At 44.5% G+C, this 21136-nt stretch carries 22 protein-coding genes and 1 tRNA gene; 15 read left to right on the forward strand and 8 right to left on the reverse strand.

Translation table 11 applies throughout. The features are described from left to right. Positions 1 to 114: 114 nt before the first annotated feature. A complete protein-coding gene (locus tag QNH15_RS12140; RefSeq protein WP_283894951.1) occupies positions 115 to 651 on the forward strand; it encodes a type 1 glutamine amidotransferase domain-containing protein in 537 nt (178 codons plus the stop codon). A 62-nt stretch (positions 652 to 713) separates the two neighbouring features. Here the strand turns inward: QNH15_RS12140 and QNH15_RS12145 are convergent. Next, positions 714 to 810, reverse strand: a tRNA-Sec gene (locus QNH15_RS12145). Positions 811 to 1055: 245 nt separating this feature from the next. Continuing rightward, positions 1056 to 1274: a helix-turn-helix domain-containing protein gene (locus QNH15_RS12150; protein WP_283894952.1), complete on the reverse strand. Its 219-nt coding sequence runs from the start codon at positions 1272 to 1274 to the stop codon at positions 1056 to 1058. A gap of 122 nt (positions 1275 to 1396) precedes the next feature. Between QNH15_RS12150 and selB the strand changes: the two genes are divergently transcribed. Continuing rightward, positions 1397 to 3298, forward strand: coding sequence for a selenocysteine-specific translation elongation factor (gene selB / locus QNH15_RS12155; protein ID WP_283894953.1), 1902 nt, complete (start codon positions 1397 to 1399; stop codon positions 3296 to 3298). A gap of 10 nt (positions 3299 to 3308) precedes the next feature. Here the strand turns inward: selB and selD are convergent, their stop codons facing one another. Continuing rightward, positions 3309 to 4367, reverse strand: a complete 1059-nt coding sequence (gene selD / locus QNH15_RS12160; protein ID WP_129475802.1) for a selenide, water dikinase SelD — start codon at positions 4365 to 4367, stop codon at positions 3309 to 3311. A 107-nt stretch (positions 4368 to 4474) separates the two neighbouring features. On the opposite strand from selD, the gene selA reads away from it, so the two are divergent. Beyond that, positions 4475 to 5854, forward strand: a complete 1380-nt coding sequence (gene selA, locus QNH15_RS12165) for an L-seryl-tRNA(Sec) selenium transferase (protein WP_283894956.1) — start codon at positions 4475 to 4477, stop codon at positions 5852 to 5854. A 23-nt stretch (positions 5855 to 5877) separates the two neighbouring features. On the opposite strand, the gene QNH15_RS12170 is transcribed toward selA, so the two are convergent. Further along, positions 5878 to 6018, reverse strand: coding sequence for a small acid-soluble spore protein P (locus tag QNH15_RS12170; RefSeq protein ID WP_061969788.1), 141 nt, complete (start codon positions 6016 to 6018; stop codon positions 5878 to 5880). A gap of 77 nt (positions 6019 to 6095) precedes the next feature. On the opposite strand from QNH15_RS12170, the gene QNH15_RS12175 reads away from it, so the two are divergent. After that, positions 6096 to 6350: a hypothetical protein gene (locus QNH15_RS12175; protein ID WP_061969790.1), complete on the forward strand. Its 255-nt coding sequence runs from the start codon at positions 6096 to 6098 to the stop codon at positions 6348 to 6350. On the opposite strand, the gene sspO is transcribed toward QNH15_RS12175, so the two are convergent. After that, positions 6347 to 6523: a small acid-soluble spore protein SspO gene (sspO, locus tag QNH15_RS12180; RefSeq protein ID WP_061969792.1), complete on the reverse strand. Its 177-nt coding sequence runs from the start codon at positions 6521 to 6523 to the stop codon at positions 6347 to 6349. The genes QNH15_RS12175 and sspO overlap by 4 nt on opposite strands. Before the next feature lie 93 nt (positions 6524 to 6616). Then, positions 6617 to 6808 (reverse strand): DUF378 domain-containing protein, encoded by a 192-nt coding sequence (locus QNH15_RS12185; RefSeq protein ID WP_129475798.1) that lies wholly within the window; start codon positions 6806 to 6808, stop codon positions 6617 to 6619. A gap of 275 nt (positions 6809 to 7083) precedes the next feature. On the opposite strand from QNH15_RS12185, the gene acnA reads away from it, so the two are divergent. The 7 genes from acnA to QNH15_RS12220 all read left to right on the forward strand — a co-directional run bounded on the left by acnA (position 7084) and on the right by QNH15_RS12220 (position 12090). Continuing rightward, positions 7084 to 9816 (forward strand): aconitate hydratase AcnA, encoded by a 2733-nt coding sequence (gene acnA / locus QNH15_RS12190; protein ID WP_283894960.1) that lies wholly within the window; start codon positions 7084 to 7086, stop codon positions 9814 to 9816. A 119-nt stretch (positions 9817 to 9935) separates the two neighbouring features. Then, complete coding sequence (locus QNH15_RS12195; RefSeq protein ID WP_074440478.1) at positions 9936 to 10064, forward strand: FbpB family small basic protein; 129 nt, start codon at positions 9936 to 9938, stop codon at positions 10062 to 10064. 112 nt (positions 10065 to 10176) lie between these two features. Beyond that, on the forward strand, positions 10177 to 10317 hold the full coding sequence (locus QNH15_RS12200) for an acid-soluble spore protein N (protein ID WP_283894963.1): 141 nt from the start codon (positions 10177 to 10179) through the stop codon (positions 10315 to 10317). Between the two features lie 136 nt (positions 10318 to 10453). Beyond that, complete coding sequence (locus QNH15_RS12205; protein ID WP_061969801.1) at positions 10454 to 10966, forward strand: hypothetical protein; 513 nt, start codon at positions 10454 to 10456, stop codon at positions 10964 to 10966. A gap of 62 nt (positions 10967 to 11028) precedes the next feature. After that, positions 11029 to 11250, forward strand: a complete 222-nt coding sequence (gene tlp, locus QNH15_RS12210) for a small acid-soluble spore protein Tlp (RefSeq protein WP_061969803.1) — start codon at positions 11029 to 11031, stop codon at positions 11248 to 11250. Between the two features lie 94 nt (positions 11251 to 11344). Beyond that, the gene (locus QNH15_RS12215) at positions 11345 to 11776 is read left to right on the forward strand and encodes an acyl-CoA thioesterase (protein ID WP_283894965.1); all 432 of its coding nucleotides are present in this window, start codon (positions 11345 to 11347) and stop codon (positions 11774 to 11776) included. After that, the gene (locus QNH15_RS12220; RefSeq protein ID WP_283894967.1) at positions 11776 to 12090 is read left to right on the forward strand and encodes a hypothetical protein; all 315 of its coding nucleotides are present in this window, start codon (positions 11776 to 11778) and stop codon (positions 12088 to 12090) included. Before QNH15_RS12215 ends, QNH15_RS12220 begins: the two co-directional genes overlap by 1 nt. A gap of 23 nt (positions 12091 to 12113) precedes the next feature. Here the strand turns inward: QNH15_RS12220 and QNH15_RS12225 are convergent, their stop codons facing one another. Beyond that, on the reverse strand, positions 12114 to 12401 hold the full coding sequence (locus QNH15_RS12225; RefSeq protein WP_283895543.1) for a HesB/YadR/YfhF family protein: 288 nt from the start codon (positions 12399 to 12401) through the stop codon (positions 12114 to 12116). Positions 12402 to 12591: 190 nt separating this feature from the next. Between QNH15_RS12225 and QNH15_RS12230 the strand changes: the two genes are divergently transcribed. Continuing rightward, positions 12592 to 13242 carry a uracil-DNA glycosylase family protein gene (locus QNH15_RS12230; protein ID WP_283894968.1) on the forward strand — a complete coding sequence of 217 codons (651 nt, stop codon included), beginning with the start codon at positions 12592 to 12594 and terminating at the stop codon, positions 13240 to 13242. On the opposite strand, the gene QNH15_RS12235 is transcribed toward QNH15_RS12230, so the two are convergent. Next, positions 13234 to 14640, reverse strand: a complete 1407-nt coding sequence (locus QNH15_RS12235) for a Na+/H+ antiporter NhaC family protein (RefSeq protein WP_283894969.1) — start codon at positions 14638 to 14640, stop codon at positions 13234 to 13236. The genes QNH15_RS12230 and QNH15_RS12235 overlap by 9 nt on opposite strands. Positions 14641 to 15004: 364 nt before the next feature. On the opposite strand from QNH15_RS12235, the gene cshA reads away from it, so the two are divergent. From cshA to QNH15_RS12250, 3 genes are all read left to right on the forward strand, one after another. Further along, on the forward strand, positions 15005 to 16513 hold the full coding sequence (gene cshA / locus QNH15_RS12240) for a degradosome RNA helicase CshA (RefSeq protein ID WP_283894971.1): 1509 nt from the start codon (positions 15005 to 15007) through the stop codon (positions 16511 to 16513). 107 nt (positions 16514 to 16620) lie between these two features. Then, on the forward strand, positions 16621 to 17157 hold the full coding sequence (locus tag QNH15_RS12245) for a GNAT family N-acetyltransferase (protein WP_283894973.1): 537 nt from the start codon (positions 16621 to 16623) through the stop codon (positions 17155 to 17157). Positions 17158 to 17450: 293 nt separating this feature from the next. Beyond that, on the forward strand, positions 17451 to 21125 hold the full coding sequence (locus QNH15_RS12250; protein ID WP_283894975.1) for a dynamin family protein: 3675 nt from the start codon (positions 17451 to 17453) through the stop codon (positions 21123 to 21125). Positions 21126 to 21136 lie beyond the last annotated feature (11 nt).

Genomic DNA, 21136 nt, shown 5'->3' on the forward strand with positions numbered 1-21136 from the left:
CCCCCCTACTGTGTATTGTGTTTGGGAAATAGTAGGTCCTCGGCTTGACTTCTATCCATCAGCAAGGGTACGCTGTCCATACAAGCAATCATTTTTATGGAGGTGCTTTTAAGCGTGCGGTTGAATAACAAACGAGTTTTAAGTTTTGTGCACCATGACTTTGAAGATCTGGAATTATGGTATCCGATTTTGCGTTTGCAGGAAGAAGGAGCTTCCGTGGAACTTGCTGGGGAAAAAGCAGGAGAAGTATATAAAGGAAAATACGGAGTGCCAGCCACTGCTCAGCTTTCGTTTGATGACGTTGATCCGTCAAATTATGATGCGCTGCTCGTTCCGGGAGGCTGGGCGCCGGACAAGCTGAGGCGTTTTCCGAAAGTGATCGAAATCGTGAGGCACATGGAAGAACACCACAAGCCGATCGGACAGATTTGTCACGCGGGGTGGGTGCTGATTTCCGCTAAAATTCTTAAAGGCAAAAAGGTAACAAGCACACCTGGAATTAAGGATGATATGGAGAATGCAGGTGCGGAGTGGCTCGATGAAGCCGTAGTGGTTGACGGTCATTTGGTTTCAAGCCGCCGTCCGCCGGACCTGCCGCCATATGTGAAAGCATTTGCCGATGTGATTGCAGGGGATTACGAGAGACAATAAAAAAAGAAGGCGGCGCTGCCGTCTTCTTTTTATCTTTTTATTTATGATCTAATCATTTATATTGGCGGGACCATGTGGGAATCGAACCCACCGGAGACGGCACGCGCCTCCCAAAAAGTTTTGAAGACTCAGGCGAGCACCAGCTGCGCTTCTGGCCCCGAGATAGTAACTTTATTTTTTGATCAGTTCTTCTTCAAAATAAAAAGTGGATGGGTTTTCTTTTACCACATAAGAATAGCGTTTCATATTTTTGATAAATTTGCAGCGTAATACTGTAACCATCTCATCGGTTGCTTTGATTTTAACGGATTCTCCCGCGGTATACAGGTTTGTTTTCAGTTTCGCTCTCTCCTTTGTTCATTATAAAAATTAATTATTCTTGACGTGAAAAAAGAGTGAAGAATTCACTCTTTTACTACTTTCCAGTCATATAAATCTTCAACCTGGCAGTCAAGTTCTTTTGCGATGGCCATTGCATTGCTCAAGCTCATAACTTTTTTAGATTGATAATCGTTTAATTGATCCACTGAAATATTCGTACTTTTAGAAAGAACTTCAATCTTCATTTTTTTCTTCGCGATCAATGATTTCAGGTTGCTTTTCTTCGGCTTATAATTGCTCAAAACGCCACCTCACTTTTATTAAGTATAGCACAATGCAGGCAGGATAGATAGTTTTGATAACATGATCACTGTACGGCATGATAAAATGAACCCAAATGAAAACAAAAAGGGAGGCGGGAACTTTGGCAACAAAACATGTCACGATCGGCATTGCCGGCCATATTGATCACGGAAAAACCGCTTTGACGAAAGCACTCAGCCAGGTGGATACCGATACGCTGAAAGAGGAAAAAGAACGAGGCATTACGATTGAACCGGGGATCGCCCCTTTTTCGTTAAGCGAAAGTATTTCCGCCGCCATCATCGATGTGCCGGGGCATGAAAGATTTATCCGCCAGATGATTGCCGGTGTCGCCGGAATTGACTTGGTGATCCTTGTCATCGCGGCTGACGAAGGCATCATGCCGCAAACTCTTGAGCACCTTGAAATTTTGCAGTTCCTCGGTGTTACACAAACGGTTTGTGCCGTAACCAAGAGTGATAAAGTCGATCCCGAATGGAGGGAATTGCTGAGAGACGAGATTGAAGGGCTCACAAAAGGGATGGCTCTCGAGGAGATTCCCATTCACTTTGTCGACAGCCTGAGCGGGAAGGGAATCGCATCTTTAAAAAATCAGCTGGTTCAGCTGGCGAAAACCGTTCCATCAAAAAGCCGTTCCGGTCCGTTCCGGCTGCCTATCGACCAAGCCTTTACCGTTAAAGGACAGGGAACAGTGGTGCGGGGAACAATTGTTGAAGGATCTGTCACGACCGGTGACCTGGTCGCATTGGAGCCGGGGGAGGAACACGTGCGGATTCGGCAGCTGCAGGTACACAATAAAGTGGTTGAGACGGCCGGTGCCGGCCAGCGAGCAGCCTTGAACCTGGCGGGTGTAAGCAGGGAAGAGCTTAAACGGGGACATGTGCTCGTTTCTCCAGGTCAGTATCCGGTAAGTGATTGTTTGGACGTTCTGCTGAATCTCTCGAAAAACGCAAAAAATTTGAAGCAGCGCCAGCTCATAAAGTTTTACATAGGAACGTCTGAAGTAATGGGGAAAATTGTTTTCTTCGACCGGAATGAAACCAGGGAAAAAGAGAATGAAATCTATTGCCAGGTGAGATTGGTGCAAACGGTAGTTGCCAGAAAAGGCGATCGGTTTATTCTCAGGCGGCCTTCCCCTGAAGAAACCATAGGTGGTGGCGAAATCATCGATCCTATGGGAGGGAAATATCGATTTGGCATGTCTACCGTCAATCGTCTAAAGGAAAAAAAGGAAGGAACACCGGTGGAGTGGGCAGCGAGGGAACTAAAACGCAGCGGCGCTTTATCAGAAGAAGAACTTTACACAGTACTCGGCATGAATGATGATTTTTCAGATACCATAAAAGAGCTACTATTAACCTCTTTCATCACAGAAATTCAAAAGGGTGTTTATGCGCTCACTGAAAAAGTGAATGAAATAAAAGAAGCGCTGACCCGTCGTGTAACAGAATACCAACAGGGGCATACTCTTCGCCAGGGGATGGACAAAGCGGAACTGCTTCACAGCTTCCGGGATGAAAAGGAAGAATTAATGCAGTATGGCCTAAAAGAAGTGCTTGCCGAGGAGGTTCTTGTACAGGAGAACCAGTTTATCCGTCATTATTCATTCGCACCCCATGTGCCGGCAGGGTGGGAAAAACGCTTTGAGAAGCTTGAGAAAACAATGCTCAGTCAGGGATTGGAAGCTCAGCCGTTTAAGGAGCTTTACCAGGAAGGGCAGCTTCCATCTGACCTTTATCAGGAGGTTGTCCGGTTTATGACCAACTCGGATGCCGCTTATAAACTTGATGATGACAGGCTGATCCATGCCCTTGTGGTTCATAAACAAATGGAAGTATTGGAGAACACATTCCCTGAATCCTTTTCTGTTCAAGACGCCAAAGTGGTGCTTGGGGTTTCACGAAAGTTTTTGATACCATATCTCGAACTATTAGACAGGATGGGGTACACCGTACGCGATGAGGGGAAACGACGGTGGAAAAATAAAAAAACTCCGAAATAACGGAGTTTTTTTAGTAAATGACATGAATCAGTTTTTCGCTGCGTTCGGATACCGTTCCGATTTTGGCGGCATGAACCACGCCGGCTCTGTGAAGATCAGCGAGACAGTCATCCGCTTCCTTTGCAGGTATGCTGATCAGTAGCCCGCCTGATGTAACGGCATCACATAAGATCCATTGATCACTTTCCTGCAAATCGCTGTGATAGGTGATCACATCTTTTATCCACCGGTGATTTGCTTTGGTTCCCCCGGGAACCACGCCATCATGAGCGAGCTCTTTTGTTCCCTCTACGACCGGAACAGCAGAATACGTGATGTTCATTGAAACCTTCTGACTGCCTTTGGCCATTTCGCTTGCATGCCCGAGCAGCCCGAATCCTGTAACATCTGTCACGGCATTTGGATGATAAGAACCCAAGGTTTCGGCCGCTTTTTTGTTAAGACTGGCCATGATTTCAGAAACCTCTTGAATTTGTGCGTCATTCAACCGTCCCTGTTTAATGGCGGTCGTCTGAATACCAATGCCAATGGGCTTGGTCAAAATAAGCACATCACCGGGCTTGGCACCGACATTTTTATAAATGCGGTCAGGATGGACAAATCCTGTAACGGAGAGTCCGAATTTCGGCTCCTGGTCGTCAATGGAATGTCCCCCGACGATGGCTGCACCTGATTCTTTTACCTTATCGGCAGCGCCTTTCATGATTTGAGCCAATACGTCATGTCCAAGTTTCTTTAATGGAAACCCGACAATATTAAGAACGGTCTTTGGCGTGCCGCCCATCGCATATACATCACTTAACGAATTGGCAGCCGCGATTTGGCCAAACATATAAGGATCATCGACGATTGGAGTAAAGAAGTCCACCGTCTGGATCAAAGCAAGTTCATCGCTTACTTTATAAACCCCGGCATCATCGGATGTTTCGAGTCCCACGATCAGGTTGGGATCCGGTTCTCGTTCTGGTAAATGACACAAAACTTGTGCCAGGTCCTCTGGACCAATTTTGCAGCCTCAGCCGCCTTTTGTGGAAAGCTGGGTTAATCGAATTTTATCCTGGCTTGTCATGTGCTGCACCCCCTTAACAATTAGTATAATCATTTTCGGGCGAAAGTGCGAAACACATGACCTGAGGAAAAATTACAATGATGTATAAATGAAAGGAAGTAAGCTTTATGGAAGAGTTACGATTACTGCCTTCTGTTCATGCCGTTTTGCAACAGAACGATTGGGAAGGCGGGGAAAAGGGCATTCCCGCCTCTGTTATAAAAAAATGGGTGCAAGAAGAATTAGATGTCCTGCGCCTTTCCTTGATGAATGGAAGTTATAAGGATGGTTGGGAGAGGAAACGGTTTTTGGCTGCTGTAAGTGCTGGTGTCCGTAAAAAGATGGAGATCAATGGGGCTTATACTTTAAAAAAAGTTGTTAATGCAACAGGGGTAGTCCTACATACAAATCTTGGACGGGCACGCTTAAGTTCGGCTGCAATGGCACATGTGCTTGAGGCTGCCTCTTCTTATACCAATTTGGAATACAGCCTCGAACAAGGAACACGCGGATCGCGCCATGACATTATCGAAAATCAAATTTGCGATATTACAGGCTGTGAGGCGGCGATGGTGGTCAACAATAATGCCGCTGCTGTATATATGGTTTTATCGGCATTGGCCAAACAAAAAGAAGTAATCGTTTCGAGGGGAGAACTGGTGGAGATCGGCGGTTCCTTTCGCATTTCTTCAATTATGGAAGAAAGCGGTGCAATTTTGAAAGAGGTGGGAACAACTAACCGGACACACCTTCATGATTACGCTTCAGCGATCGATGAGGAAACGGCCATACTGATGAAAGTACATACAAGCAACTTTAAGATTACAGGATTTACCAAAACAGTTTTCTCACAGGAACTGCTTGCTTTAAAAGAACAGCACCCAGAGCTGATCGTATACGAAGACCTGGGCAGCGGTTCATTATTTCCTTTTGCCCGATACGGAATTGGAGAAGAGCCAGAAATAAAAAGAAGTATAGCTGCTGGGCTTGATCTTATTTCGTTCTCCGGGGACAAACTGATCGGGGGACCGCAGGCAGGCATCATTGCAGGGAAGAGTAAATGGATCAATCAACTTAAGAAACATCAGCTGGCAAGGGTGCTTCGTGTCGACAAACTGACATTGGCGGCCCTTGAAGCCACCCTGCTTTCCTACCACCAGGAAGAGGCGGCCAGAGAAATTCCTGTTATTCGCGACATAATTAGGGCAGAAGAAGAAATAAGGGTTCAAGCCGAACGGATTAAAGAGAAGCTCGAATCAGTGTATGAATGCCATATCAGGAAGGGACATTCCATGGTAGGCGGAGGAACAATGCCTGACGTTGTGCTGTCCACCTATATTATAGAAGTAACTCATCCCGCTTTCTCTGCTCCCGAGCTTTCAAGGAGGCTCAGGGAACAATCTGTACCAGTGATTGTCACCGTCAAAAATGACTGTTGCCACATCGATCCAAGGACCGTAGATGAAGCGGATGAGGCTGCACTGCTTTCTGCTTTTCTTTCCCTTTAAAAAAAGCCAGCTTTTTGGCTGGCTTACATTTTTCCGCCGTGATTTTGGCGCGTATGATTTCGGTTTTTCACTTTCTTTGAACCGCTTAACGGTTCCGGCTGCCCGGGGTTTTCACCTTTCGGGGCATTTTTTCGAATATCTTTAAACCGGTTGTGCTCTGTCATAGGTGACCTCCGAAATTGAATAATTTTCCGCTTGTTTTGGCATAGTAAAGGCATCTCAATCAAAAAGGAGAACAACAATGCCGTATCATAAAGACAAGCAACAAGCGTTTCAGGATGCAGAAAAAGGGTATTCGCAGGCCGTTGAAGCCCATCAGCTGATTCAGTCAGATGCTGAGGACTATGGCACAAGGGTTAAAGAACTGAGAAAAGAGGCAGAGGAAGCTCTGCAGCAGATCGATAATGCACTTGAAGTGTCTTCCGAACATCAAAGACAGCAGCTTGAGCAATACCGTGCGCAGCTTCAGGGCTACATAAACCAGTACCCGAATTAATGACGTTTTTTCGTCTTCTTATTGTTTTGCTTTTGGGCTTCGGTTAACGGTTCATTCTGTGCCTGCAGCTGTTCATTGCCGAACTCTGTATCATAACCAGCACCGCCGCCTTGTGCTTTTGCTGCGTTCATGCCCGGACGGACATGATTGGCTTTTCCTTTAGGCTTGGACATTTGTATTCCACCCCCTTGTCTGTTAGTCTGCGCAGTAGCACGAAAAAAAGCACTCCCTATTTCTGGAGTGCTTTTTTAAAAGTGGTAATTCAACTATTTTTTCCTGAACCAGTCGATCAGGAGCCAGATTCCGCTCAAACCTACGAGGACATAAATGACCTGCCCGGTCGTGGAACCGCTTCCAAAAATAGCGCTGACTACATTAGTATCAAATAATCCGATTAATCCCCAGTTCAATGCTCCGATAATCGCAAGCAATGTGGCCAAATGTTTTAAGATCGCCATGCCGTCGACACTCCTTTCTTTTTCATATTGAAGTCTTTATATCATACGAAGACCTAACGGTTTGGTGATTATTTAACCTTATAAGATTTACTTATATTGTTTAATAACTTTTCTGTACTTTACTTATTGAAAGCACTTTCGTATGATAAGAAAGGGAAATGATTGTAGAATAGATAGACCGAATTTTGCAGGGGATTTAGCAATTTTTCGACAATTTTTCTCTGAATTAGTGTATGATGGGTATGATGGTTTTTTTGAAGGAGGAGAGTGGAGTAATGAGTAAACAACAAAATGATGTTTTCAAGGCGCGTTCATCATTCAGCGTCAATGGAAAAACCTACAACTATTATCGTCTAAAGGCACTCGAAGAAGCGGGTGTGGGCAAAGTTTCCAAATTGCCTTATTCCATTAAAATCTTGCTTGAGTCTGTCTTGCGTCAATATGACGGCCGAGTAATTTTGAAAGAACATATTGAGAACCTCTCTAAATGGGGAACTGCAGACGTAAAAAATATCGATGTTCCTTTCAAACCGTCCCGCGTTATCCTGCAGGACTTTACAGGTGTTCCGGCAGTGGTTGACTTGGCTTCCCTAAGAAAAGCCATGAAAGATATGGGTGGAGACCCTGCACAAATCAATCCTGATATTCCGGTTGACCTTGTCGTTGACCACTCTGTCCAAGTTGATAAATTTGGTACAGCTGACTCTTTAAATGTAAACATGAATCTTGAATTTGAACGAAACGAAGAACGTTACAAGCTGCTCAGCTGGGCACAATCCGCGTTTGACAACTACCGTGCTGTTCCACCTGCAACAGGAATCGTTCACCAGGTAAACCTTGAGTATCTTGCATCCGTGGTTCAAAGCCATGAAATTGACGGAGAACTTGAAGCCTTCCCTGATTCATTGGTAGGAACTGATTCCCATACGACCATGATCAACGGTCTTGGCGTACTTGGATGGGGTGTTGGTGGAATCGAGGCGGAAGCTGGAATGCTCGGACAGCCGTCTTATTTCCCTGTGCCTGAAGTTATTGGTGTAAAGCTTGTTGGTGAACTTCCTGACGGCGCAACAGCTACTGACCTTGCGCTTAAAGTTACCCAAGTGCTTCGTGAGAAAAAAGTAGTTGGCAAGTTTGTTGAATTCTTTGGTCCTGGACTTGCGGAAATGCCTTTGGCTGACCGTGCGACCATCTCCAACATGGCTCCTGAATATGGTGCTACTTGCGGATTCTTCCCGGTTGATGAAGAGGCGCTTAACTATCTTCGCCTGACTGGAAGAACTGAAGATCAAATCAAGCTTGTTGAAGAATACAGCAAAGCGAACGGCTTGTTCTACACTGCAGGTATTTCTGAAGATCCAATTTTCACTGACGTGGTGGAAATCGATCTTGCTGAAATCGAGTCCAACCTTTCCGGACCAAAACGTCCGCAAGATTTGATTCCTCTTTCTAAAATGAAAGAAGCCTTCAATAAAGCGCTTGTTTCTCCACAAGGAAATGCAGGCTTTGGTCTGACTGAAAAAGAAATCAATAAAGAAGCAACCATTAAGCATCCAAACGGCGAAAAATCCGTGATGAAAACCGGAGCTGTTGCGATTGCGGCGATCACAAGCTGTACCAATACTTCCAACCCTTATGTAATGGTTGGTGCTGGTCTCTTGGCGAAGAAAGCGGTTGAAAAAGGATTAAAGGTACCTGGATATGTGAAAACTTCACTTGCGCCAGGATCCAAGGTTGTTACAGGCTACCTTGAAAATGCAGGACTTATGTCGTATCTTGATCAACTTGGCTTCAACCTTGTTGGATACGGCTGTACGACTTGTATCGGTAACTCCGGTCCTTTGTCACTTGAAGTAGAACAAGCGATTGCTAAAAATGACTTGACTGTCACTTCTGTACTTTCTGGTAACCGTAACTTTGAAGGACGTATTCACCCGTTAGTGAAAGCAAACTACCTTGCTTCTCCTCCGCTTGTTGTTGCTTACGCGCTTGCAGGAACGGTTGATATTGACCTGCAAACGGATTCCTTTGGAAAAGACAGCGAAGGCAATGATGTATACTTCAAAGACATCTGGCCTTCTTCTGCAGAAATTAAAGAAGCAATGAGACTGGCTGTGACTCCTGAAGTGTTCAAAAAGGAGTACGAAGATGTATTCGATGAAAATGCACGCTGGAACGCATTGAAAACCACAGGAGATAAGCTTTACAGCTGGGATGACAATTCCACTTACATCCAGAACCCGCCGTTCTTCGAAAATCTATCTGCGGAACTTAAAGAAATTCAGCCGCTTAAAGACCTTCGCATGATTGCGAAATTCGGGGATTCTGTAACAACTGACCATATTTCACCGGCTGGAGCGATTGCCAAAGATTCTCCTGCAGGAAAATACTTGATCAAAAATGGTGTCGAACCACGTGAATTCAATTCATACGGTTCCCGCCGAGGAAATCATGAAGTCATGATGCGCGGTACGTTTGCAAACATCCGTATCCGTAACCAGATCGCTCCTGGAACTGAAGGCGGATGGACAACATTCTGGCCGAATGAGGAAGTTATGAGCATCTATGATGCAGCGATGAAATACAAAGAGAACAATACTGGCTTGATGGTCATTGCCGGCAAAGACTATGGAATGGGAAGCTCCCGTGACTGGGCAGCAAAAGGTACAAACCTTCTTGGAATCCAGACTGTTCTTGCTGAAAGCTTCGAGCGTATTCACCGCAGCAACCTTGTACTGATGGGCGTTCTTCCATTGCAGTTTAAAGAAGGCGAAAACGCTGAGACGTTTGGCCTGACTGGAAAAGAATCTTTCACTGTACAAGTGGACGAAAATGTGAAACCTCGTGACGTCGTTAAAGTTACAGCAGTATCCGAGGATGGCACAAAAACTGAATTTGATGTGGTTGCCCGTTTTGACAGTGAAGTGGAGATCGATTACTATCGCCATGGAGGAATTCTTCCAATGGTTCTCCGCAACAAGATTGCCAACAAGCAGCCACAAAGCTAATAAACGAAGCTCTCCATTTTGGAGGGCTTTTTTTTTGCTTATTTTTCTGAACATTTGAATAAAAAATCGTCATTCTGTCAAGAGTAATAACAAACCAATCAGGAAGAAGGAATGTAAGAGTGAGAAAAAGCAGACATGCCTCGTTTAAAGACTTGGTGTTGGAAAATAAACGCGAGTTATTGAGCAATCAGGATGAAATGGAAAGAATTGAAAAGAAGCTGGAAGAAAGACATACAAGAAGAGCCTAAAAGAGACAGGAAGTACCTGTTTCTTTTTTGATTTGCGGGAAAAGCTAGAAAAGAGCTTGCCGGCAGGATTGATATCCCAGCAAGCCTTAAGCCCTTTAAGGAGGTTAAAGCAATGAGCAACCCAAAAAGACATCCTCAGGCGTTCGTGCCGAGCCACCTAGGCACACAGCCTCGGGAAGGAAAAGGCAACAAGGGGAAGCAAATGGCCAATAAAGGCAACGAGCATCCCGATTATGTACCTCCAAAAGGATAACATTTATACCATGCCATTTTGCTTATCGAGCAAAGTGGCTTTTTTGTCCCATTTTCTGCTTGTTATGTTTACTACCACCATATAAATCTTCAAAAAGCGAATAATTGTATATAGAGGAGAAATAGGAGGGGTAGGGTTGATTACTGCTGAAGTAAAGCCGCTGCCTGTTTCAACCAAAAAAGAAGACCAGGATTTGCTTTACCGCGAACTCGAGCTGCAAATGCAGCGTCTTGGCCATCTTGTTCCTTTTCGTGAAGAACTCAATTGGGAAAATGAGATTGGAACGGTTGAGATAGGTTCAGAAACCATTATTACAAAATTAAAGAAAGCTGCCGCAAAAAGTGACGGTGTGCTTTTGTTATACGCAAAGCTGACAAAAGGCACTGTGTATCAGCATATTATTATGCATCCAAACGTCGAAGGATTTTACCTGCCGTTTCGTTTTGAAGAGCCTTTTTTTATTACGGTAAAAAATAAAAAAATCTGGATCGGCTCGTCCATCCGTCTGGCTGAAGAATTGAACTGGCTTGAAATTACGATGCGAAATCACGATCAGCAAGAAGTCGTGGAGTGCTGGAGCGCTTTAAAGGCATTATGCGAGCTCAGCACGGAACACAACTCGCCGATTATCTTGAAAAAGCTTGGATAACGTATAGATTCTCCGGTTTGATACAAACTATAATGGATCAAATATCAGGAGGACAGATAATCATGGCGAAACCAGATGATAGAAGCAATAATGCTGAAAGACTGCAGCAAATGGTTGAAAACACACAAGAAAACATTCAGGAAGCAAACGACTCCCTGCAAAATACGGACATGACGGATCAGCAAAAACAGCAAATCCGTGAAAAAAACCAGCGAAGAGAAGAAAGCATTCAGTCGTTTCAAAATGAAATACAGGATGAACAGTCTTTCCGCAAAAACCAATAAGTGAGAAACAAACCCCCATTCCTGGGGGTTTTTGCATTTTATTTTTATGGTCCTCCTTCCTGTGGTACACTCAAATTCGAGGTGAAAGCAAACGATGTTGCGATCAAAGACAAAAGTGGAAGTAAGGTATGCTGAAACCGATCAGATGGGTGTCGTTTATCATGCCAATTATCTGGTCTGGTTTGAGCTGGGAAGAACCGCTTATATTCGAGACCTGGGCTTCAGTTATGCGCAAATGGAGAAGGATGGCATCCTCTCACCAGTGACGGAAATTCATGCGTACTACAAAAAGCCGCTGACTTATGGCCAGGAAGCCATTGTGGAGACCTGGGTGGAGGAATATACCGGCGTGAAGGTGATTTATGGCTATGAAATTCGAAACAGCCACGGTGATCTGTGCATCACAGGCAGTTCCACTCATGTTTGTGTGAAAAAAGACAGCTTCAGACCAGTGTCCATGAAAAAATATTTTCCTGAATGGCATCTCGCGTATGAAAAAGAGAAAAAGCAGAAGCAGGAACTGTAATGGCATTCGGGTTGCAAAGAGAAGAGCTGCAGAACTGGAAGGCGGCAGTAAAGGACGGAGAAATCGCGTTTCTAACCCATTTTTGGTATGATCCACGTTTTCCTGACGTTAAAACGGTCACCAAAGTCGGCTGCCGTGATCTTTCCAAACTTGAAGAATGGGGAAGAAGGTATGGGCTGAAGAAAGAATGGATCGACCACCATAACGGCTATCCCCATTTTGATTTGATGGGAACCAAACAGTCCGAAATCCTGAAAAGCGAAAACAAAATGGACCAGCTTGAGAAGCTGATAAAAAAAGGAAGGAACCACTAGCTTGCGGTTCCTTCCTTTTTTCATTATTCATACGAAAAATCTACATCTTCGTTCTCTTTATTAAAATCAATGGTCAAATCATGACCGTCAAAGTACCAAAGATCTTCCCGTTCCACGTAAAACGTAATACCGTCTTGCTCAACCGATGCTCCCGTTTCTTTAGGCGCTTCCTTTGCCACACCGAGTGAGAACCCGCTTTGTACCGTACTGCAGCCCCCAAGGCGCACATAAAAACGCAAGTGGTCACCCTCGCTTAATTCCAGTTCATTACTGTACCAGGCTGCAGCAGGTTGTGTAATCGTAATTTTCATATCCATCCATCCATCCTCTCTCTTCATCGACAAGAACACTTTCTTTCACCTTTAACACTCTCCAGATACTATAGCCGAGATCGATTTTTATGAAAAGGATTTTGTGTTACGGCTGACTTTTCTTCATCAGGCAAAAGGGGTATAGTCCATAAGTGGACTTCTTATTACAGACAGAAAGGATGATCAGGCCATGTTATCGGACATGCAGAAGATCTTTTTGCAGGCAAAAGACCAATTTACAGTCTCAGATCTTTTTTCTTCAGAGTTACATATTCTATTCATACTCGAATCTCCCCATCGTGAAGAAATTAAACATGGGGCACCATTGGCAGGATCTTCAGGTCGTTCTGTAAGCAAAGTGCTGTTTGGAGAACAGGAGAATCTGCCGTTTGGACGGCTGCTGAAAAAGAATAGCGAACAACCGCCATACAACGGTCTCGGCATTATGAATGTCTGTCCGTTCCCGATGCAGAGTGCGGCCATTCCGTCCGGGGAATGGGTGAATGAGCATGCTGATTTTGTGAAGGTCATTGAAAAGGTACGAACATCCAATGACAAAGATGCCTTCAAACAGGACGATTGGAACACCTTTCAGGAAATTATGCTTACAGATTTTAGAGAGCGGTTGTCACAGCTGAGCAGCCGTCCGCTTGTGATCGTTCCCTGCGGCCGTTTTGCGCAAAAGCAATTCAGGCTCGCTGGTGTACTAGGCCCACGCTGGAGCCTCATCGAAAATGTTCCCCATCCATCCTATAATTCATGGACTAAGGAACGATACAGAACGCAAATTCAAGAAGTTAAACATGCAGTGGAGTCAATGCAAGCGGGGGAATTAAAATAAAAACATCGTGACTCCGTATAATACCGCCGTTATGCCCGCTGCAATCAGAGCGGGTTTTAATTTGTATTTGGCGTAATCTATCACCGGAATATTAAGGATACGGGCAATGGTGTTCGTGTCATCGCTTAGCGGGGAGGCAAATGCTCCGAACGTGCCGCTTGCAAAAACAGCGCCGATGACAAGCGGAAGGGAAATGCCGGCTGCTTCGGACATGGATATGCCAAGCGGCATTAAAATGCCCCACGTTCCCCAGGCCGACCCGATAAAATAAGAAACCGCACCACCGAAAATAAACAGCACCGGAGTCACAAAAGCCGCCGGAATCCATCCGGCATGGCTGGTAATGAATGCAGAAAAACCAAGCTTGTCCGTAACGGATGAAAGCCCCCATACCACAGTAAGGAGCACGATGACCGACATTAAATCATTGCCTCCAGCGATAAAGCCTTCCAGAAGCGGCCCCGTTTTCATACCTTGAAAGCGATAAAAGATAATGGAAAACAAGATGGTAATCACAAGGGCAATGACCATGGCATCCAGTACATCCGCCTTAATAAAGGATTGAAGGAAGCCATCCGCTTTTTTGCTTCCATCCCACCAGGTAAGCAGTAATGTGAGGACGACAGCAATAATGAGCGGAATTAAAAGGTTCCAAGGCTTTACCGGAAGCTCTTTGGAGACGGCAGGATCACAGTTGTGCCAATCCTCATCAGGCTGATCGATGGATTCGTTGCTGCTCATTGGCTTTGAGCTGGAATGGTGAAAAAAGCTTAAATAAATCCCCAGCAAAATCATCACAAAGGAAAAAAAATTGTAGGGAATGCTGCGGATAAATAAAGAATAAGCATCCTGGTGAATGTTTTCATTCTCGAGTGCCATATCCACAATAGAGGTCATGTAGCCGACAAACGCAGTTGCCACCGGAATTAAAACAATGATTGGCGTAGCGGTTGTCTCAATTACAAAACCCAGTTCCTGTGTTGACATTTTTACCTTTTTTAACAAGGACCGCATAATGGGGGCGATGGTAACAAAACGGAAACTCGGCGCACTGAATGTGCCGATGGTAGAAACATACGTCAGGAAAAGGGCGCCTTTTTTTGTTTTGATTTTTGAGGATGCTGCTTCCACAAATCCGCGGATCCCGCCTGACAGCTTAATGATGCCAACCAGTCCAGAAAACGTGTACAAAAAGAGCAGGATCTTCAGGTTGCTGTGATCGGTCAGCCCTTTAATAATAAAAGAAAGCATCTTTTTGAGACCGCCGATGAGGGATGGCTCAAGCAAATAGCAGCCGACAAGAAAACCGATAAATAAACCGGGCAGCACCTGCCGCGTTTTAATGGCGATGGGAATTACCACAAGAAAAGGTATAATGGACAGCCAGTTATGATTCATTATGTCACCCGTTTCATCGAAATAAACTAATGATTAGCATGCGATGGAACCAGGAAATTATTCTCTTTTTCCACTTGATCTATCGGAACGTGACAGCATGTTAAGGTTGCAATATTTCTTCTGGCATGTTAAGGTTATGTTCGATAATAAATTGTACGGCAAAACTGTTTATATATACTTCTGTATAGGGGCATATTATATCTATGTATGTGCCTTTTTTTAAGGCCTACTTTGTTTAATGATCTTTATTGTGAACAAAAAGACCAATATAAGTTATGGTTTTTTTAAGATTGTAAAAGATGATTTCAGGATGTTTTGGGAAGTATAAGGAAATGGTTTTGACGAAAAAGGAGACAGTTACACATTGACAACATTCAGTGAATTAGGTTTAAGTCCCGAATTGCTAAAATCCATTAATAATATGGGATTTGAGGAAGCGACACCAATCCAGCGTGATACGATTCCTACAGCACTAAAAGGAACAGACCTTATCGGACAGGCACAAACAGGAACAGGAAAAACAGCGGCTTTTGGTATTCCGCTTATTGAAAAAATCGACGTGAAAGCCCGTAAAATTCAGGGTATCGTTCTTGCTCCTACTCGTGAACTTGCGGTTCAGGTTGGAGAAGAATTAAATAAAATTGGCCAGTTCAAGGGAATCAAAACGCTGCCGATCTATGGCGGACAATCCATTGTACGTCAAATCAAGGCGTTGAAGAATGGTCCTCATATTATTGTGGGTACTCCTGGTCGTGTCATCGACCATATCAACAGAAAAACGCTAAAGCTTGAAGATGTCCACACCGTGGTTCTTGATGAAGCAGATGAGATGCTGAATATGGGCTTCATCGAGGATATTGAGACCATCCTTGAGAACGTACCAACTGAACGCCATACCATGCTTTTCTCGGCGACTATGCCAAAACAAATTCAAAAGCTTGCTGAACGATTCATGAAGGATGTCTTGGTTATCCGCGTGAAAGCAAGTGAAATGACCGTTAAAAGCATTGAACAGGAATATGTAGAGGTTAAGGAAAAACAGAAATTCGATGCTCTTACTCGACTGCTTGATATTCAATCACCTGAACTTGCCATCGTGTTTGGGCGTACAAAGCGCCGTGTGGATGAATTATCTGAAGCACTGAACAAGAGAGGATATTCAGCCGAAGGAATCCATGGTGACCTTCCACAATCCAAGCGTGATATGGTGCTTCGTGCATTTAAAAACAACACCATTGAAGTGCTTGTAGCAACAGACGTTGCAGCACGCGGACTGGACATCAGCGGAGTTTCACACGTATATAACTTTGATATTCCTCAAGATCCTGAAAGTTATGTCCACCGTATTGGACGTACAGGCCGTGCAGGAAAAACAGGTTATGCGGTGACGTTTATTACGCCGCGTGAAATTGATCACCTCTACACCATAGAAAAAATCACAAAACGCAAGATGGTCAAACGTTCGGTGCCATCCATGAATGAAGCGATGGAAGGCCAGCAGCGCATGGCTGTTGAAAAGCTTCTGAGTGTTCTTGAAGACGGTGATGTCGGATCATATAAACAAACAGCCGTGGAAATGCTTGAAGAGCATGATTCCGTATCTCTTGTGTCAGCAGCATTAAAACTGCTCACAAAAGAGCCGGATACTACACCGATCGAATTAACCTTTGAACCGCCATTGGCTGTTAAAAAAGGACGCCGTGACAATCGCTACGGTGACCGCAAACGCCCTCAGCGCGGCGGCAGCGATTCACGCGACAAGCGAAGAACGGGAGGCCGCAGCGATAAGCAGCGCCACCAGGGCGGCGGAGGAAACCGCGACATGTCCTACCGTGCTTCAAAACGCATGAGAGAAGATAAAAAAGCAAGATAACTAAAAAGTAAAGGAGTCCATTCATGTTCCGGTGAATGGACTCCTTTTTTATGTCCTGTGATTGTTGATCCTGTTATTTGGCATACTACCTGTTAGGAGGGATGACGATGATTATTGAAAATACCACTCATACATTTACGGCGAAGAACGATGAATCCATTACACTTCGCCCTGTTGTTTTTCAGGATGCGGTCCAAATCATTGAAGCCGTAAAAGAAATTGTGGAAGCCGGTGAGTTTTTGCAGAAAGAGAGACCGCGGACCCTTGCTGAAGAAAAGGCCTTTATTGAAGAATGTCAGGAGAAAGGAAACATGTATACCGCCATCGAAAAACAGGGAGAAGTAATCGGCATTGCCCGAATCCTGAGAGGGGAATTGGCGATGAAGCGTCATACCGGCATGTTTCGGACATGGATTAACTCAAAGGGACAGGGGCTCGGTATAGGCAAGGAGGTTATGGATTATTCGATTGCCTGGGCAAAAAGGAATGAGCTTTATAAGATCAGTCTGACCGTGTTTTCAGAAAACACGGTGGCTATCAAATTATATGAAAAGGCTGGCTTTGTGGTTGAAGGCGTCCAAAAAGGACAGGTGAAGATCAACGACTCTTTCCAGGATGAATGGTGGATGGCATACTTTTTGTGATCAAACTCTTTTGGCGTTTTCTTCGTATAGTGGGTTGGTTGTAAGAAGTCTGAATTGTTTGCTTCGTGCAAATAACTTTGATTGCGTGCAGTTATCGGCCCAATTCGTGCAATTGTATGATGATTCCGTGCAATTGTGGCATTCGCTCAATTATTATGGACCTGTCTTCGTTACAGAAAAAAACAGATCACCTTTTTTCGTGATTTTATGCACAATTCTCTCATCAATAGCATAGAGAAAGATACATAATTATGGTAAAGTGTAAGGAACGACTATTATAAATGGAGAGTTCAATGAATAGAGCACGAATGACCGAAACCAAAGACCAAACAATAAATCCGACAGCGGCTTCACTTGCTGCCGTCTACCGCGGGATGAAAGAACTGGATGCACAACAGGAAGCCCGCGCTGTGCTGGAGTTATATGACAAAGTTAAAAATCAGCAGTTTGCCATCGCTTTTTGCGGCCATTTCTCGGCTGGTAAATCAAGTATGATCAACGAGCTGATCGGTGAAAACATTCTTCCTTCAAGCCCGGTCCCGACAAGCGCGAATGTGGTGAAAGTTCAAAGCGGAATACCATCAGCACGTGTGAAAGTCCGGAATAAAGGGATCATTCATATCGATGCACCGGTTAATCTAGAAAAAATCAAAAAATGGGCAAAAAATGGCAATGAAATCGAAAGCATCGAAATTAATGTGGAACAGGATCTGCTTCCTGACCGCATCGCCATTTATGATACGCCTGGGATTGATTCCACGGATGATGCACACAAAGTGGCCACGGAGTCTGCGCTTCACATGGCCGATGTGGTTTTTTATATTATGGACTATAACCATGTCCTCTCACAGCTCAATTTCACCTTTATACGCCTGTTAAAAGAGCAGGGAAAAAAGGTTTATTTGATTGTTAACCAAATTGATAAGCACAATGAGAAGGAGCTTGCTTTCTCGGCGTTTTCTGAAAAAGTGAAAAACGGCTTCAAAAGCTGGGACATTGAACCGGAGGATATCTTTTTTACCACAATCATGGAAAAAGAACATCCGGGCAATCAGCTGCGTGAAATCAAAACGCTTTTTCAAAAGTTTTACCTGGCCAAGGATGAATGGGTGGAAGAGAATGCCCGCAAAGAGACTGAGCGCTTGATTAGAACAACTGTACAAAATGGTCTTGATCTTGATGAAGAACATCAACATGAAGCATTTGAGCTGGCAGGTCAGCAAGACGAGGAAAGCGCCAGGGCCCTCGCCGGAAAACTTTCAGAGGAAATGGAAACAGAAGAGCAGAGGAAGAAAGAAAGCCAGACCGGCATTATGAAGGAATTTAAGAATATTCTGGACAATGCGATTCTCATGCCGTTTCAGACCCGCGATCTGGCCAAGAATTACATCGAGAGCCGCCAGGACAGCTTTAAGGTAGGTCTTTTGTTTGCTGGGAAGAAAACCGAAGCAGAAAGAAAAGCAAGACTGGAAGCGTTTTATGAGTCGGTAAAGGAAAATGTGAAAACACAAATCAACTGGCATTTGAAAGACTTTTTTCAGTCGCATGGCGTTTCTGTAAAAAATGAACCTGTCATTGGTGAAGAGACCATGGCAGCACTCATCAAGCCTGGAGCTTCATTAAACGGCAATTATGTGCTGCAGTATTGCAATGATGTGGTAGCTGAAATCAAAAAACAATATACGACTCATTTCCGGGATGAATTGCATCAATTGGCCGATGAAGCACAAGAAGCATCGGATCATGAGCTTAAGAAATTGCGCTCCGAGCTTGGTGCACTGGAAAAGGTCCTTATGGCTCACAAAGGTAAGCAAGAAATCCTCGAGAAATGGAATGAGGTATCAGAGGAACTGAAAAGCTCGCTGAAGGAGCCATTAAACACCGAGAGTGCCGTTGAAGAGGCTGAACAGGATCTGATTCAGAGTATAGAAACGGTTACCATGGCTGAAATTCCGGAAAATACGGAAGCAAAAGAAACCGTTGAAGAGGATGATTCTTCTGAAACTGGCAGCAAAGAGATCGCCAAAACAGAGGAAAATGAACTGCTGAAGGAAGCGGAGCAGCTTCAGAATGCCGCAGCTGTTCTGTCAAAGCTCCATTTGATGAAGAATCGCGCATCGGACATGAATCAGTTTGCCGAAAAAATGAACAACAGAGATTTTACCGTGTCATTATTCGGTGCTTTCTCGGCGGGAAAATCGTCGTTTGCGAATGCGTTGATTGGCGAAGATCTTCTCCCGGTTTCTCCAAATCCCACGACGGCTACCATCAACCGCATAGCTCCCCCGGATGAGGAGCATCTGCATGGCACTGCACGGATTTATTTTAAAAAGGAAGCGGATTTGTTGGCAGAGATCAATCAGTCTCTTTTCCATTTTGGAAAGCAGGCCGGTACAATGGAAGAAGCAGTATCCATTTCAGAGTCGATTGATCGTTCCCAGCGATCCAATGAACTTCGCCCGCACCTTCAATTTCTGCAGGCGGTCTGCAGTGGTTTTGATGCGGTAAGAGATCTGCTTGGTAAAGAGCAAACCGTTTCTGTGGAACACTTTAAGTCCTTTGTGGCAGATGAAGAAAAAGCATGTTTTACCGAAAGTGTCACCGTTTATTATGATTGTGCATTAACTTCGATGGGTGTAACCCTTGTGGACACACCGGGAGCTGATTCGATCAATGCCCGCCATACGAATGTTGCTTTTGAGTTTATAAAAAAATCAGATGCGATTTTGTATGTCACGTATTATAATCATGCCTTTTCGGCCGCAGACCGTGAATTTCTCATTCAGCTCGGCCGGGTAAAAGATACCTTTGAGCTCGATAAAATGTTTTTTGTTATCAATGCTTCAGACCTGGCCAAAGACGATGAGGAGCTTCAGGATGTGGTTGGGCACGTGGGCGATAACCTTCGCCAATTTGGAATCCGAAAGCCTAAATTATTTCCAATGTCCAGCTACTTTTCACTGTTAGGACAAAAAGAACCATCTGCTTGGCTTCCTGAGGAAGCTGGTCGGCTGAAGAAAAAGTACGGAAACCTGGCTGAGCAGCAGGATAATTTTTTAAATGAAACCGGCTATGTCCGTTTCATGGACGCATTTACCGGGTTTTTAAATCATGATCTCGCCCATGTGATGGTGACAGCCGCCAAGAAGCAACTGTCACAAGCGAGGAATGTATTGGACCGTTTCATTGCAGAAGCAGTCGCCAATCAGGAAAATGCAGAGCAAAAGAAGGAAGAACTGCAGCGAACGATCAGTGGGCTTCAGAAAAAAATCAATGATTATTCATTGGAACAAAAACAGGAAGCTCTGGAGAAAGAGATCCAGGAATTGTTATTTTACGTCAAGCAGCGGGTTATGCTCCGGTTTACCGAATTTTTTAATGAAGCCTTTAATCCGGCTGTGATTTCCGGGTCGGTGAAAGAGCAAAAAAATGCACTTGCCAAGAGCGGGAAAGAGCTTCACCAGGCGATTCAATTTGATCTTCAGCAAGAATCGAGAGCTACTGTCCTTCGCGTGGAGAGAGTGATCATCGGGTTGATGTCGGAGATGAATGAAGAGCTTGACAGGAAGCTGGCACAATGGGATCCGCCGCAGTATGAGATGCAAAAAGAGCGGGTTCAGTTTGAAACGCTCGTTGTTGAAACTGAACTGGGTCAAGTGGAAGGCAAGGAATCCGTTTATAAAGAGTTCAAAAATGCCAAGCAGTTTTTTGAGCAGGGCGGCAAGAAAAAGGCAATGGATCTAATGTATTCCTTATTCGAAGAACCGGTATCAAGGTTTACAGAAGAGAGTGCAGGCGTATTTGGCCGCTATTATCAGCCGCTGTTGTCAGAAGAGGCTCAAAAAGAAATGGACCTCCGAATAAAAGAATATACTGATTATTATGAGGGGCTTCTTCAATCATTGAATTCGCCATCCGTGGTGGAAGAGATGAAGAAAACCCGTGAAGCGTTAAACAACCTCGTGTAATAAAAAAAGGG

The organism is Fictibacillus enclensis (assembly GCF_030123385.1).
Taxonomy (GTDB): domain Bacteria; phylum Bacillota; class Bacilli; order Bacillales; family Fictibacillaceae; genus Fictibacillus_C; species Fictibacillus_C enclensis.

What these genes read in the sequence shown, in the direction of transcription:
- selA (WP_283894956.1), top strand. Translation starts at nt 4,475, where the DNA reads ATGGAAGAGTTACGATTACTGCCTTCTGTTCATGCCGTTTTGCAACAG.
- QNH15_RS12170 (WP_061969788.1), bottom strand. Translation starts at nt 6,018, where the DNA reads ATGACAGAGCACAACCGGTTTAAAGATATTCGAAAAAATGCCCCGAAA.
- QNH15_RS12175 (WP_061969790.1), top strand. Translation starts at nt 6,096, where the DNA reads ATGCCGTATCATAAAGACAAGCAACAAGCGTTTCAGGATGCAGAAAAA.
- sspO (WP_061969792.1), bottom strand. Translation starts at nt 6,523, where the DNA reads ATGTCCAAGCCTAAAGGAAAAGCCAATCATGTCCGTCCGGGCATGAAC.
- QNH15_RS12185 (WP_129475798.1), bottom strand. Translation starts at nt 6,808, where the DNA reads ATGGCGATCTTAAAACATTTGGCCACATTGCTTGCGATTATCGGAGCA.
- acnA (WP_283894960.1), top strand. Translation starts at nt 7,084, where the DNA reads ATGAGTAAACAACAAAATGATGTTTTCAAGGCGCGTTCATCATTCAGC.
- QNH15_RS12200 (WP_283894963.1), top strand. Translation starts at nt 10,177, where the DNA reads ATGAGCAACCCAAAAAGACATCCTCAGGCGTTCGTGCCGAGCCACCTA.
- tlp (WP_061969803.1), top strand. Translation starts at nt 11,029, where the DNA reads ATGGCGAAACCAGATGATAGAAGCAATAATGCTGAAAGACTGCAGCAA.
- QNH15_RS12215 (WP_283894965.1), top strand. Translation starts at nt 11,345, where the DNA reads ATGTTGCGATCAAAGACAAAAGTGGAAGTAAGGTATGCTGAAACCGAT.
- QNH15_RS12220 (WP_283894967.1), top strand. Translation starts at nt 11,776, where the DNA reads ATGGCATTCGGGTTGCAAAGAGAAGAGCTGCAGAACTGGAAGGCGGCA.
- QNH15_RS12225 (WP_283895543.1), bottom strand. Translation starts at nt 12,401, where the DNA reads ATGAAAATTACGATTACACAACCTGCTGCAGCCTGGTACAGTAATGAA.
- QNH15_RS12230 (WP_283894968.1), top strand. Translation starts at nt 12,592, where the DNA reads ATGTTATCGGACATGCAGAAGATCTTTTTGCAGGCAAAAGACCAATTT.
- QNH15_RS12235 (WP_283894969.1), bottom strand. Translation starts at nt 14,640, where the DNA reads ATGAATCATAACTGGCTGTCCATTATACCTTTTCTTGTGGTAATTCCC.
- QNH15_RS12245 (WP_283894973.1), top strand. Translation starts at nt 16,621, where the DNA reads ATGATTATTGAAAATACCACTCATACATTTACGGCGAAGAACGATGAA.
- QNH15_RS12250 (WP_283894975.1), top strand. Translation starts at nt 17,451, where the DNA reads ATGAATAGAGCACGAATGACCGAAACCAAAGACCAAACAATAAATCCG.